The sequence below is a fragment of the Marinobacter sp. CA1 genome (genome assembly GCF_020546665.1).
Classification (GTDB): Bacteria; Pseudomonadota; Gammaproteobacteria; order Pseudomonadales; family Oleiphilaceae; genus Marinobacter; species Marinobacter xestospongiae.
In genome coordinates, this window is sequence record NZ_CP071785.1 from 780,516 (window position 1) to 793,747 (window position 13,232).

A 13,232-nucleotide genomic window follows, 5' to 3' on the forward strand; every position below is an offset into this window, starting at 1 on the left:
GACCATGCACAGACTTCCTTCCCTGCGGGCCTGGCCGATATGGGCCCTGCTGATGGTGATGCTGGCGCCGCCGGCCTGGGCAGAGATGCTGATCAGCCCGACCCGGGCAGCCATGGACATCAACAATCGCTCGGCGACCCTGGTCCTGCGCAACACCAGCGACGGCCCCAAGACCTACCGGCTGAGCTGGGAAGACAAACGTATGAGCCCCGAGGGCACCTATCAGCCGGTGGCAGAAGGTGAAGACTGGCCATCCGCGGCGGCCATGGTCCGCTTTTCGCCACGTCAGATTACCGTCGGCGCCGGTGAGAATCAGACCGTGCGGCTGAACTTCCGCCCGCCTGCCGATCTGGCGCCGGGGGAGTATCGGTCCCATCTCAAGCTCAAGGTGATTGCGGAGGAGTCCGAACCTGCGGGGGTGATCGAGATGGGGAGTCAGGATCAGGAGGGCATTGGCTTTCGCCTGTTCATGCAGATGTCCTTCTCGGTGCCGGTGATTGTTCGGCACCAGGTGGCACCGCCGCAGGTGGCCATCGAGAACGTGGAGGTGGTGCCCGCCACTGGTGACCAGAACATGTCGCTGGCGGTGACCCTCAGTCGTCAGGGTGAGAGCAGCAGTTACGGTGACCTGAGGGTGGAAATGCAGCAGGACGCCAACAGCCCGGTGGAGCTGATTGGCCGCCGCAAGGAGCTGTACCTGTTTACCGAAACCGACCGCAAGGTGGTGAACGTACCGCTGAGGGATGCGGCCATACCTGCCGGCTCGTGGATACGGATTGGTTACGAAGGGGTGGCGGAGTACGACGGTCGGCTCTGGGACGAGCGTGTCTTTCAGAGCCGCTGATAGACAGAGGCTTGCCAATAGCAATAGCCCCCAATAGCAACAGATAGAAGAGTTAACTAATTGGCGTGATACTTGCTGCTGTTCCCGGAAACGTCGACTTTTCGACAGCCATTGTCCGGAGACCCGCCCATGTCACGTCGCCAACCTCATTCCCTGCATCGCCGCCTGGCACTGGTGGTGAGCCTGCTGGTGTGGGGCGGCCTGGTACCAGTGGCGCCGGTCTCAGCCCAGCAGGTGAATGACGAGACTGTGCTGCGGATTGAAAACGAGCTGCTGCTGGATGTCCGTCTGGACGGCGCGCCGCTGGGGGCGGCCATCCTGGGTTACCGCCGGGGTGATGAGGTGTTGCTGGCGCTGTCTGAGCTGATGGACGTGCTGCAGTTTCCGGTCAATGTCGACGCCGATGCCGGCCGTGCCGGTGGCTGGTTCGTTGAAGAGGCCCGCAGCTTCTCACTGAACCGGGCGACCGGTGAGGTCAGTGCCGGTGATCGCAACTTCAGCCTGGCGGACGCCGAGGCCATTCCCTTCCAGGGCGATCTGTATGTGCCCACCAGCAGCCTGGAACGCTGGTTTCCGATTACCCTGGCGCCACAGATCCGTCAGCTGTCCCTGGATGTCAGTACCCGGGAGACCATTCCCCTGCAGGAGCGGATGGCCCGATCCAGTACCCGCCGGGTCGGTGGCGTCGGTGGCCTGAGCCGGGAAGCCCAACTGCCATTCCAGCCCACGCCCTATCGGTTCCTGGGGCCTCATGCCACCGACATTCGCCTTAACCTCAGTAGCGTCCTTGAGGACGAGGACGACACCAGTACCAGCCTGGGGGGCAATTATTCCATCCTCTCCCGCGGGGATCTGCTGTGGATGACTTCCACCATTGCCGTCAGTGGCAACAAGGATGATGACGTCAGCGATGGCCGCTTCCAGCTTGAACGATCCGACCTGGATGGCCCGTTGGCGCTGGAGCACGTGGAAGTGGGGGATGTCGATGTGGGCAATGCCCGGGGGCTGTTGATCCGTGGTGGTGGCGCCCAGGAGGGGATGAGTGGACTGTTTGCGGACGAACAGGTCGACCTGCGGGGCGATATCCCGCCGGACTGGGAGGTGGAGCTTTACCGCAATGGCGTGCTGATCGATTTCCAGGTGGTCGGCGGTGACGCCCAGTACGAGTTTCTCAATGTGCCCCTGGAGTTCGGTGAAAACCGGTTCGAGTTTGTCTTCTACGGTCCCTTTGGTGAGAACCGGCGGGAGGAGCAGGTCTTCTACGCCGGTCGCAGTGGTCTTGAGCTGGGTGATGTCAGCTACGAGCTGGCTGCGGTCCAGGATGGTCGCACGGTCTTCGATGTGCGTTCGCCAAGTGCCCGTGGCGATGTGGACAGTGCCCGCTACCTTGGCGATGTCAATATTGGCCTGGCGAGCAACGCGGTGGCCACTTTGGGGGTCGACAGCTTTGTGGTGGACGATGAGCGTCACGAAGACTACAGCGCCGGCCTCAGCATCAACTTCGCCACCCTGCAGACCAGCCTCGGCTACCAGGACCGGGCGCTGGAGCAGGATGAGGCCACCGCTCTGCTGCGTGGTCGTGTGGGGCGTGAGACCACCGGCTCGCTGCGGTACACCCATTACCTCAAGGGCGACCTGGAAGCCGATCAGTTGCCGTCAGATCGCCAACGCTGGAGTGCGACCGGCAGTCTGGCAACCCGGGCGGCGTCCCTGCCGATCAATCTGGACGCCTTTCATCTGGAGCGTCAGCGCAGCAGTGCCTCGGCGGCGTCGATTGGCACCACCCACAGCACCGAAACCGGCTGGCGCCTGTCCAAATCCTTCTTCTATGAGCGCGAGGAGCTGGTTGATGACACCGACCAGCGCACCGGTGGTGCCTTCAACGTCTCCACCAGCCTGCGGCCTTGGCGATTCCGCGCCGGCGTTGGCTACAACCTGTCACCGGATACCGAGATCAGCACGGTCAATTCGTCGGCCACACTGCGGGTGGATTCCCGCATGACGATGAACCTGGACATCACCCACAGCGCCCTCACCGATTACACCACCTACCGGACCGGTTTCAACTGGCTGCTCGACGTTGTCCAGATCAGCCCCCAGATCGTCTATGACAGCAACGAGCGCTGGACCGGCCTGGTAAGCGTGTCCACCAGCCTCAACCCCCGCCCGGGTCACGCCTGGCCCGAGTTCAGCCGGCTGTCCCAGACCGGCTACGGTGCGGCCTACGCCCGAGCCTTCCTGGATGCCAACGGCAACGGCGTTCTGGACCCGGGTGAGGCGCCGTTGCAGGGCGCTCAGATTGACGCGGTGCAGGCCTGGCAGACCGCGCAGACCGATGCCGAGGGCCGCGCCTATCTGCACCGGCTGCGGCCGGACCGGCTGACCGACATTGCCATGGTTTCATCCTCCCTGGCGGACATCGAACTCAATCCGTCGACCCCGGGGGTGTCGATTGAGCCTCGTCCCGGTAGCTGGAGTCAGGTGGATTTTCCCGTCATCCGTACGCTTGAGCTGGAAGGGCATGTCTACGGCCAGGGCGGTAAGGACGACCGCATTCCGCTGGAACGGGTGGTGGTGCAGTTGCTGGATGCCGAGGGCCAGGTACGGGCCAGTCAGCGCACTGCCTTCGACGGTTTCTTTCTGTTTGCGGCGGTACCGCCCGGACAGTACCAGTTGCGGTTGGGGGATGCCTGGCGGGACCGGGTGGTTGAACGGCCCGGGCCGATCAACGCCCGTAGCAGTGGCGGGGTTCTGCGGGACCAGGACTTCCTGCTGGCCGCCGAGGGGCGTCAGCTGGTGGAGTTCGACGAACTGGAACCGTCGACTCCGGCAGAACCGGAGTCGGTGCCCGAAGCCGAGGCGGGGCCGTCGCGGCCGTCGCCATCACCGGGGTTCGCTCCGCCGGTGGAAGATGTCGACGAGCCGGCGGTTCTGATGGACGTTCCCGTCACGGCCCCTGAGCCGGTGCGAATGGAGGCTGCTGGCGCTGGCGCCAGACCGGCCGGGAATTGGTTTGTGCAGCTGGGTGCCTTTGGTGAGCGCGGCAATGCCGAGCGCTATTGGCGTCGCCTGAGTGAAGACGGAGTCTTGCCGGCGAGCGCCGAGGCCCGATATCAGGAGGCCGGCCGCCTGGTCCGCCTGCTGGCAGGCCCGGGACAGCCGGAATCTGCCGCAAGAGGCCTGTGTCAGCGTCTCAAGTCAGAAGGCGCTGATTGCCTGGTCCGGGAAATGACCGGGCAATGACCGAGCCGCGCGGCGGCGTTGTACTGCCAGGCAGTGGCAACCGCTTGCCGCCAGCAAACGACACCGTAGCGGTGGCGGATCGCCGCCGGGGCCGCAAACAGCGGCTGATTGTCCCGATTGGCGCGATTCTTGTTTCTTATCACTGTAGTTTCAGAACACATTAGTTTCGGATGACCTGAGTTTCAGGTGACTTTGGTTTCAGATCACGATCGATTTAGAGCTATGGAGACAGCAATGCGGATTCGACAGGTCAGTCAGGCCCGATTCCGGCGGGCGACGGTGGTTATCGGTGCGATGGCCCTGGTGCTGGCGCCGGTCAGTCTCCAGGCCCAGGAGCAGAACCAGGATGTGTTGACCGAGCAGACCGAGGACTTTCTGGCCGATCGCAGCAGCGTCGGCGCGCTGGTGGGCGGTATCCTCGCCGGTGCCGCCTTTGCCAATCCGTTTGCGCCCCTGGGAGGCACCATCCTGGGCTTCTTTGTGGGCAAGAGCACCGATTACTCCGAGGACGAGAGCGAGGCCAGAAGCGTGGCCCAGCGCCGTGGCTTTGCCCCCTCCGGCAGCGATGGCCAACCGGTGGCGGCGCTGGCGCTCAGTGGTGGCGACGCCGGGACGGGAGAAGCCCTGTCGCTGTCGGAGTCGACACCGACCGTGGCGCCGGTACCGATGTCGGCGGAACCGTCCTCACAGCCTGCCGATGGCCGTCTTGCCAGTCTGGAGCGGGGGACGATGATATCGACCGAATCGGCGTCTGCGGCCTCAACGCCTCGCCATACTCCGGAGCAGGATGACGTTGCCGATATTACCGTCACGGCGGCGCCGGCCGGCTTACCCATGCAACGAACCCGGCAGGGACAGGGCGCGGCGAGCGACGCCGGTGCGGCTGACACCTACGAACCGGTTCACCCAATCATCACTGAGGATGTTGGTGGGACCCAGGAAAAACTCGATGAACTGGCGGCGATTATCCGCGCTGAACAGGGGCGGCCGGAGTTCGTGCCTCACGAACGTTGCCCCAGCAACCGGGCGCCCGGCTATCGCAAGAAGATCGCCGTCGCCGGTTTTGCTGTCGAAACCCCGGAGCAGGGCGTGCTGGGTGGTTTTGAGCAGCCCGGCCAGCGGGTTTCCGAGTTGCTCTACCAGCGCTTCCAGCAGGCTCATCAGGTGCAACCCTACGCTGCGCCACAGCAATTGATGTACGCCAGCCTGGAGCAAACACCTCACTGGACCGAGTTCGACAACCGGCTGCGGGATTACTCCGCCGTCAGCCGCCAGATGGGCGTGCAGTTCGTGGTCTCAGGGGTGATCCGCAACCTCGGTGTGCGCAATGGCGAGGCCTGGGATACCTCGGTCTATTCCGGCCTGCAACGGCGCTGGAGCGGGGCGGATACTACCCGTGACTTTGTGGTGGATGTGGTGGTTCACGACGGTTACACCGGCCGGGTGGTGATCGAGAAACGCTACGCCGCCTCCGGCCGCTGGGATCTGCCGCGCACCGAACGGGCGGGCTTTGGCTCGGCGCGGTTCATGAGTACCGGTTATGGCGTGGCGGTGGACAACCTGTTGGCGGACATCAGCGATGACATCACCGACAAGATCGCCTGTCAGCCGATGCTGGTGCCGATTCTGGAGGTTAAGGGCAGAGATCTGCTGCTGGACATCGGCACCAAGTCCGGGCTGTTACCCGGGGCGCGAATGGAGCTGGTACGCAGCGAGACCTCGTTGATGCGGCCGGATGCGCCGCCCCAGTTGTGGGAAACCGGGGTGGAGCTGCACATCCACAGTCTCAGCCTGGACACCAGCCGGGCGTGGATGCCCCAGACCGGGGGTGAGCTCAATATTCAGCAGGGGGATTACGCCGTCATCTACTGACGGCGCATAGCAGGTGGTCGCTCAGGCGGCCTCGCGGGCGGCAATGTCGCGGATTTTTCCCACCATGGCCCGCAGGCCGTTGCCACGGGTCGGCGAGATGTGGCGGAACAGGTCGAGGCGCTCGAACAACTCGTCAATGTCGGTGCTCAACAACTCGCGGGGCGCCTTGCCATTCAGGGCCACCAGAATGATGGCGGCGAGGCCGCGCACAATCATGGCGTCGGAGTCGATCAGCAGGTAGAGCTTGCCGTCGTCCTCGTCCAGGTGGTGAATCAGCCACACCTGGCTCTGGCAGCCATGAACGTAGTTTTCTTCCACCCGCTCATCGTCCGGAAAGGCTGGTAACTGCTTGCCGAGATCGATGATGTAAGCGTAACGCTCTTCCCAGTCATCGAGGAACTCAAAGGCGTCGAGCACGTCTTCCAGGTTGACGTCCTTGCCCAGCGGGTTGTCACGGAACTGTTGTTCGGTGGCGGTCATTTACAGCATCCCCAGTTCAAGTTTGGCCTCATCACTCAGCATATCGTTGTTCCATGGCGGGTCAAAGGTCAGCTCGACCGTGACCTTGTCCACGTTGGGGACATGCTCGACTTTGCGCTGGACGTCATCGGTGATCACCGGGCCCATGCCACAGCCGGCGGCGGTGAGGGTCATCTTGATGTGGACCTGGTTACCTTCCGGGTCGCCGTTGAGAGCGCCGTTGATCACGTTGCATTCGTAGATCAGTCCCAGCTCCACCACGTTGACCGGAATCTCCGGGTCGTAGCAGTTGCGCAGCGCTTCCCAGACCTGGTTCTCGTTGACGGAGCCGTCTTCCGGAGTCTCGTAGCTGCTCTCCAGCGGCTTCTTGCCCAGGGCATCGGCGTCGTGACCCTCGATTCGGGCGAGGTTACCGTTGACGGCCACCGTGAAAGACCCACCCAGTGACTGGGTAATGGTGACGAAGGTGTCGGCGGGCACCATGATCTCGGTACCGGCGGGAACCAGGCGGGCTTCCACCTCGCGTTTGGTCAGAACCACTTCCCGTTCTTGCATGCGCTCAATGACCTCGTGACTGTGGGACTGGGCCTTACGGCTCAGGCCACGGTGAAACTTTCGCCGCACCCGCATTCCGCCGTGGCGTTGGGGTTGCGGAACTGGAACATGGAATTGACACCCTGGGTGATGAAGTCGATCTCGGTGCCATTCACCATCGGCAGGTGCTCGTGTTTGACGTAGATGTCGATGCCATCCACCGAAAACACGTCGTCATCGTCCGCCGGTGTTTCCACCCACTGGGTTTCATACTTGAAGCCGGAGCAGCCACTCTTTCTGATGGCCAGGCGAATGCCCTTGGCGTCCGGTTTGCGCTCCAGTTGTTTGCGGACATGGGACACCGCGCTGGGTGTCATGGTGACCCCCATGGTGGGGGTGAAGGTTTCTGCGGTCATGGAACCACCCTTGAATCAGACAAACAGGCGCTGAATTTTCTGCAAGGCGGTGAACAGTTGCTCCACCTCTTCCAGAGTATTGTAAAACGCGAACGAGGCCCGTGCCGTACCGGGAACCCCATAGAAATCCATCAGCGGCATGGCGCAATGGTGGCCGGTGCGGATGGCAATGCCCTGCTGATCGAGCAGGGTGCCGATGTCGCTGGGGTGCAGGCCATCGATCAGGAACGACATCACCGCCGCCTTGTTGCGGGCGGTGCCGATGATCCGCATGCCCGGCACGCTGTCGGCGAGTTCGTGGGCGCGTTGGATCAGGGCGCTTTCGCTCGCTTCCAGGGCCACCCGGTCAATGCCGTTGAGGTAGTCAATGGCCGCGCCCAGGCCCACCGCTTCGGCGATGGCGGGGGTGCCGGCCTCAAACTTGTAGGGCAGGGCGTTCCAGGTGGTCTTCTCGAAACTGACCCGCTCGATCATCTCGCCGCCGTATTGGTAGGGCGGCAGTTCCTCCAGCAGCTGTTCGCGGCCATAGAGCACGCCAATGCCGGTGGGGCCGAACACCTTGTGGGAGGAGAACGCGTAAAAGTCGCAGCCCAGGGCCTGAACATCCGGTTGCAGGTGAGGTACCGCCTGGGCACCATCGACGACCGTAATGGCGCCGATCGCCCTGGCGCGGGCAACCAGCTCGGCAACCGGGTTGATGGTGCCAAGGGCGTTGGACACGTGGGTAAACGCCAGTACCCGGGTGCGTTCGCTGAGTTGCTGCTCGAGATTGTCCTGGTCCAGCTCGCCTTCCGGGGTGATGGCAATCACCTTGAGGGTTGCGCCGGTGCGCTCGGCCAGCATCTGCCAGGGTACGATGTTGGCGTGGTGCTCCATGTGGCTGACCAGAATCTCATCGCCGGCCGACAGCTTACCAGTCAGGCCATTGGCAACCAGGTTGATGGCCTCGGTGGTGCCGCGGGTCCAGATGATCTCGCGGGTGCTGGCGGCGTTGAGGAACTGGCGGACGGTCTCGCGAGCCCCTTCGAACGCCACGGTGGCGGCATCACCCAGAGAGTGGGCGCCACGGTGAACGTTGGAATGCTGCTGCTGGTAATAACGGTCCATGGCATCCAGCACCGCCTGCGGTTTCTGGGCGGACGCGCCATTGTCCAGATACACCAGCGGCTTGCCGTTGACCTGCCGGCTGAGAATCGGGAAATCACGGCGGATCGCGGCGACGTCAAACCCGCCGGTGGTGGGCGTGGCGCCGGATGTGCGTGCCATGGAAAGATCCGTCATACCTCAGGCCTCCTCGAATGTCTGATCGATGAAGTGGTTGAGCCGCGCCTGGGCGGTTTCCCTTACTGCTTCGACCGGGATCTGTTCGATCAATTCATTGATGAACGCCATGGTGAGCAGGGTACGGGCATTACGCCGGTCGATACCGCGGGAGACCAGATAGAAGATCGACTCCTCATTGAGCTGGCCAACGGTGGCGCCGTGGGCGCACTTGACGTCGTCGGCGTAGATCTCCAGCTCGGGTTTGGTGTCGATCTCCGCGCCGGTGGAGAGCAGCAGGTTCTTGTTGCTCATGTTGGCGTTGGACTTCTGGGCATCCTGATGGATGTGGATGCGACCATTGAACACCGCGTGGGACTGGCCGGCGGCGATGTTGCGGTAGGTCTCTTCACTGTCGCAATGGGGCGCAACGTGCTCGATCACCGTGTGGTTGTCGTAATGCTGCCTGCCCTGGGTAACCACCACGCCGTTCAGACGGCAGTTGGCGCCGGATTCTTCCAGTCGAACCTGCAGGTCGTGGCGACGCATGGGGCCACCAAAGCCGACGCAGTGGCTGTCGAAACGGGAGTGAGCGGCCTGTCGTACCCCGGTGGCGCCGACATGCTGGACATTCTCGCCTTCGGCGGACAGTCGCACGCTGGTGATCTGGGCGCCCTCGGCCAGCACGAACTCGCTGACGGCGTTGACCATCACCGGCTCGGCGCCGTTGGCGATGTATTCCTCCACCAGGGTGGCCTGGCTGTGGTGGCCGGCGTCAACGTAGATCCGCGGATAGGCGGAGCCGCTGACGTGGGCGTCGGTTTCGCTGATGATGAACAGCGGGTGCTCCAGCACGGCGTCTGGAGCCAGTCGGATCAGCAGGCCATCTTCGAAACGGGCGGAGTTGAGCCGGGCCAGTTGCACGGCGTTGGCATCCAGGGTGTTATCCAGGCGTTCCGCCAGTTCCCGGGCTTCGTCATCCGTCAGGTCGGCAAAGCGTTTGATGGTGACGCCGTTGGTGTCGGGAAAGTCGCTGGCTTCCGGTACCATCACGCCGTTGCGGAACACCACGTGGTGACCCGGAGCCGCGAGGGCGGTGCCGTGCTTGCCAGTGGTTGGCAGGCTGGTGGCCAGCTCGTCAGACAGCTTGAGGTAGCGGCTGGAGTACTTCCAGTTTTCCGTCTTGCGGGTCGGCAGCGGCATATCGGCCAGTGCCGCGCCCCGCTGCTGGCGCAGCTCAAGCAGCGGCGCCGGCAGAAAGTCACCAGCGGGCTTGAGGAAAGCGCTGGAAAGCGTCGGTGCGGGTTTCATTCCTGCGATCTCCTTCAGCTGGCTGGGGTGGCTTCGTCTGCGTCCTTGATGCCGAGCCAGCCGTAGCCGCGCTCTTCCAGCTCCAGGGCCAGCTCGCGACCGCCGGATTTGATGATTCTGCCACCGGCGAGAACGTGTACGTGGTCCGGGACAATGTGGTTCAGCAGCCGCTGATAGTGGGTCACCATCAGAATGGCCCGGTCGTCTGAACGCAGGGCGTTGACGCCGTCAGACACCACCTTGAGGGCGTCAATGTCGAGGCCGGAGTCGGTTTCGTCGAGGATCGCCAGTTGCGGTTGCAGCAGCAGCGCCTGCATGATCTCGTTACGCTTTTTCTCACCGCCGGAGAAGCCTTCGTTGACGCCGCGCTTGAGGAACGCCGGGTCCAGGTCCACCTGTTTGGAAACCTCTTTCGCCAGCTTCATGAATTCCGCCGCGTTCATCTCTTCCTCACCACGGTGCTTGCGCATGGCGTTGACCGCGGTGCGGAGGAACTGCAGGTTGCTGACGCCGGGAATCTCCACCGGGTACTGGAACGCCAGGAATATGCCTTCGCGGGCGCGCTCTTCGGTTTCCTGCTCCAGCAGGTTCTCGCCGTTGAGCAGTACTTCGCCGTCGGTGACCTCAAACGCTTCATTGCCTGCCAGCACCTGGGACAGGGTACTCTTGCCGGAACCGTTGGGGCCCATGATGGCGTGAACTTCCCCGGCCTTGATCTCCAGGTTGATGCCTTTGAGGATCTCTTTGCCCTCAACGGAAGCGTGCAGGTTCTTGATGCTCAGCATGCGTCGGATTCTCTCTCGTTAATCTGTCTGAATTCTGTGTCCGTGGCCGCGCGCTTGCCCGGCCATCCTGATCGTTGCAGCCGGTGCCTCAGCCCACCGAACCTTCCAGGCTGACTTCAAGCAGCTTGCCGGCCTCGACGGCGAACTCCATCGGCAGCTCCTTGAACACCTCCTTACAGAAACCGTTCACGATCATTGAGACGGCCTGCTCCGGGTCAATACCGCGCTGGCGGCAGAGGAACATCTGCTCGTCGCTGACCTTGGAGGTGGTGGCCTCGTGTTCGACGATGGCGGATTTGTTCTTGCTCTCGATGTACGGGAAGGTGTGGGCGGCACAGCGATCACCGATCAGCAGCGAGTCACACTGGGTGAAGTTGCGGGCACCCTCGGCGGTGGGGCTGAACTTCACCAGACCACGATAGGCATTGCTGCTGCGACCGGCGGAAATCCCCTTGGAGATGATGGTGCTGGACGTGTTTTTGCCCATGTGAATCATCTTGGTGCCAGTGTCGGCCTGCTGGAAATTGTGGGTCAGGGCCACGGAGTAGAACTCGCCCACACTGTTGTCACCGCGCAGCACGCAGCTGGGGTATTTCCAGGTGATGGCGGAGCCGGTCTCGACCTGGGTCCAGGACACCTTGGAGTTGTTGCCGATGCAGGCGGCGCGTTTGGTCACGAAATTGTAGATGCCGCCCTTGCCGTTCTCGTCACCGGGGTACCAGTTCTGCACGGTGGAGTACTTGATCTGGGCATTGTCCAGTACCACCAGTTCCACCACCGCAGCATGCAGCTGGTTCTCGTCCCGCATCGGCGCGGTGCAGCCTTCCAGGTAGCTGACGTAGCTGTCGTCATCGGCAACGATCAGGGTGCGCTCGAACTGGCCGGTGTTGGCCGCGTTGATGCGGAAGTAGGTGGACAGTTCCAGCGGGCAGCGGACGCCTTTGGGGATGTAGACGAACGAACCGTCGGAGAAAACCGCGGAGTTGAGGGCGGCGAAGTAGTTGTCGCCGGCCGGCACCACGCTGCCCAGGTATTTCTGGACCAGCTCGGGGTACTTCTGCACCGCTTCTGAAATCGGGCAGAAGATCACGCCGGCTTTCTCCAGCGGCTCCTTGAAGGTGGTGGCCACTGACACCGAGTCGAACACCGCATCCACCGCGACGCCGGCCAGGCGCTCACGTTCGTGCAGCGGGATGCCCAGCTTTTCGTAGGTTTTCAGCAGCTCCGGATCGACATCGTCCAGGCTCTGGGGCATGTCTTCTTTTTTCTTCGGCGCCGAATAGTAGGAGATGGCGTTGTAATCCACCTTGGGAAAATCGACGTGGGCCCAGTCCGGTTCGTCCATCTCCAGCCAGCGACGATAGGCTTTCAGGCGCCATTCCAGCATGAACTCAGGCTCGTTCTTGATCGCCGACAGACGGCGGATCACGTCTTCGTTGAGGCCGGGTTCGAAGGTATCGGCTTCGATTTCGGTAACGAAACCGTGCTCGTATTCCCGTTTGATCAGCTCGTTCACCTGTTTGTCGGTGTTCGCCATGATCGTCGCTCCGTATGCTTTTCTCATCAGGGGTCTGCGACCCGTGTACCAGGCGGGGCGTGGGCCCCACCAGCGGCTGTCATCTGTGTGCTTGCTGTCGGGGTCGCGTCGCCAGGTGCCTGGTCAGTGTCGCCCCGCAGTCGGTTATTGATTGGCGAAGTCCCTGTCGCGAATTGCGCAAGCCTGTCTGGCCATTGAAAAAAAGAGGGTTTTCCAGGCTTCTGGCGAGTGATTGTACAATATCAGACCAAAATAGTCAGGTATTATTGTTCAGCGGATGGTCGGAGCTGCTGGGGCGGTTTGGTGGGCGGTCAGGCAGTGCGGCACGCCGGGCCCCTGGCGCGACACCCGCGGCCATCAAAAATGAGTGTGCAGATTATACAGGAATCCGGGGGGCTGGCACCAAGGCTCCTTGTCTCGCCAGAAAAGCTGAGCCAGAAGAGCCGAGCCGCAACACGTCGCCGATGAGTGGGGGAGTGGTCGACAGATTGATTACCGGTACAGCGACGCCAGATCGGTGGAGTAGCTGACCCCCACCAGCTTCCAGCCTTCCCGGGGCTGGTAGAAGGTAAACGTCCAGGCGATGGCGGCGGTGTCGAACTTCTGCAGCCAGACGGTGCGGTAGAAATCCTCACCGATGCTTTCGGTCAGCACGTGGCTGTAGCCGATGGGATCGCCCACCTGTTCGGCGACCCGGCGGAAGTAGCTGTCGGCTTCCCGGGCGGAGGCGTCGAACGGAGCCTGCTCCACCCCCAGAAAGGGGCGCAGCGCCCGGTAGGCCTCGGCGAGCTGGCCGTCGACGGCGCTGGCGAGGAAGCGTTCGGTGGTGGCCTGCAGCGCGGCCGGAGTGTCCAGGGTATCGGCACTGACGGTGCTGGTGACGCTCAGTAAGCTGGCGAGTGCGGTGAGCGTCAGCAGCAGGGTCAGTAATGAGCGCACGGATCGGATCT

General features: G+C 62.8%; 11 protein-coding genes. 3 read left to right on the plus strand and 8 right to left on the minus strand.

From position 1 onward, the window contains the following. Nucleotides 1-4: 4 nt before the first annotated feature. From J2887_RS03625 to J2887_RS03635, 3 genes are all read left to right on the plus strand, one after another. A complete protein-coding gene (locus tag J2887_RS03625) occupies nucleotides 5-844 on the plus strand; it encodes a molecular chaperone (RefSeq protein ID WP_227174115.1) in 840 nt (279 codons plus the stop codon). 129 nt (nucleotides 845-973) lie between these two features. Then, entirely contained in the window at nucleotides 974-4,087 is a 3,114-nt protein-coding gene (locus J2887_RS03630) for an SPOR domain-containing protein (protein ID WP_227174116.1), read from the plus strand. Nucleotides 4,088-4,321: 234 nt separating this feature from the next. Further along, a complete protein-coding gene (locus J2887_RS03635; RefSeq protein WP_227174118.1) occupies nucleotides 4,322-5,959 on the plus strand; it encodes a flagella assembly protein FlgT middle domain-containing protein in 1,638 nt (545 codons plus the stop codon). Nucleotides 5,960-5,980: 21 nt separating this feature from the next. Here the strand turns inward: J2887_RS03635 and J2887_RS03640 are convergent, their stop codons facing one another. From J2887_RS03640 to J2887_RS03675, 8 genes are all read right to left on the minus strand, one after another. Next, nucleotides 5,981-6,439, minus strand: a complete 459-nt coding sequence (locus J2887_RS03640; protein ID WP_227174119.1) for a SufE family protein — start codon at nucleotides 6,437-6,439, stop codon at nucleotides 5,981-5,983. After that, nucleotides 6,440-6,994 (minus strand): putative Fe-S cluster assembly protein SufT, encoded by a 555-nt coding sequence (sufT, locus tag J2887_RS03645; protein ID WP_227176044.1) that lies wholly within the window; start codon nucleotides 6,992-6,994, stop codon nucleotides 6,440-6,442. It lies immediately after the preceding gene. Nucleotides 6,995-7,035: 41 nt separating this feature from the next. Then, entirely contained in the window at nucleotides 7,036-7,389 is a 354-nt protein-coding gene (locus tag J2887_RS03650) for a HesB/IscA family protein (protein ID WP_227174121.1), read from the minus strand. Nucleotides 7,390-7,404: 15 nt separating this feature from the next. Further along, complete coding sequence (locus tag J2887_RS03655; protein ID WP_227174122.1) at nucleotides 7,405-8,670, minus strand: aminotransferase class V-fold PLP-dependent enzyme; 1,266 nt, start codon at nucleotides 8,668-8,670, stop codon at nucleotides 7,405-7,407. 3 nt (nucleotides 8,671-8,673) lie between these two features. Then, complete coding sequence (gene sufD / locus J2887_RS03660; RefSeq protein ID WP_227174123.1) at nucleotides 8,674-9,960, minus strand: Fe-S cluster assembly protein SufD; 1,287 nt, start codon at nucleotides 9,958-9,960, stop codon at nucleotides 8,674-8,676. Nucleotides 9,961-9,974: 14 nt separating this feature from the next. Beyond that, nucleotides 9,975-10,745, minus strand: a complete 771-nt coding sequence (gene sufC / locus J2887_RS03665; RefSeq protein ID WP_227174124.1) for a Fe-S cluster assembly ATPase SufC — start codon at nucleotides 10,743-10,745, stop codon at nucleotides 9,975-9,977. Nucleotides 10,746-10,833: 88 nt separating this feature from the next. Continuing rightward, complete coding sequence (sufB, locus tag J2887_RS03670; RefSeq protein WP_227174125.1) at nucleotides 10,834-12,282, minus strand: Fe-S cluster assembly protein SufB; 1,449 nt, start codon at nucleotides 12,280-12,282, stop codon at nucleotides 10,834-10,836. Between the two features lie 492 nt (nucleotides 12,283-12,774). After that, a complete protein-coding gene (locus J2887_RS03675; RefSeq protein ID WP_227174126.1) occupies nucleotides 12,775-13,221 on the minus strand; it encodes a hypothetical protein in 447 nt (148 codons plus the stop codon). Nucleotides 13,222-13,232 lie beyond the last annotated feature (11 nt).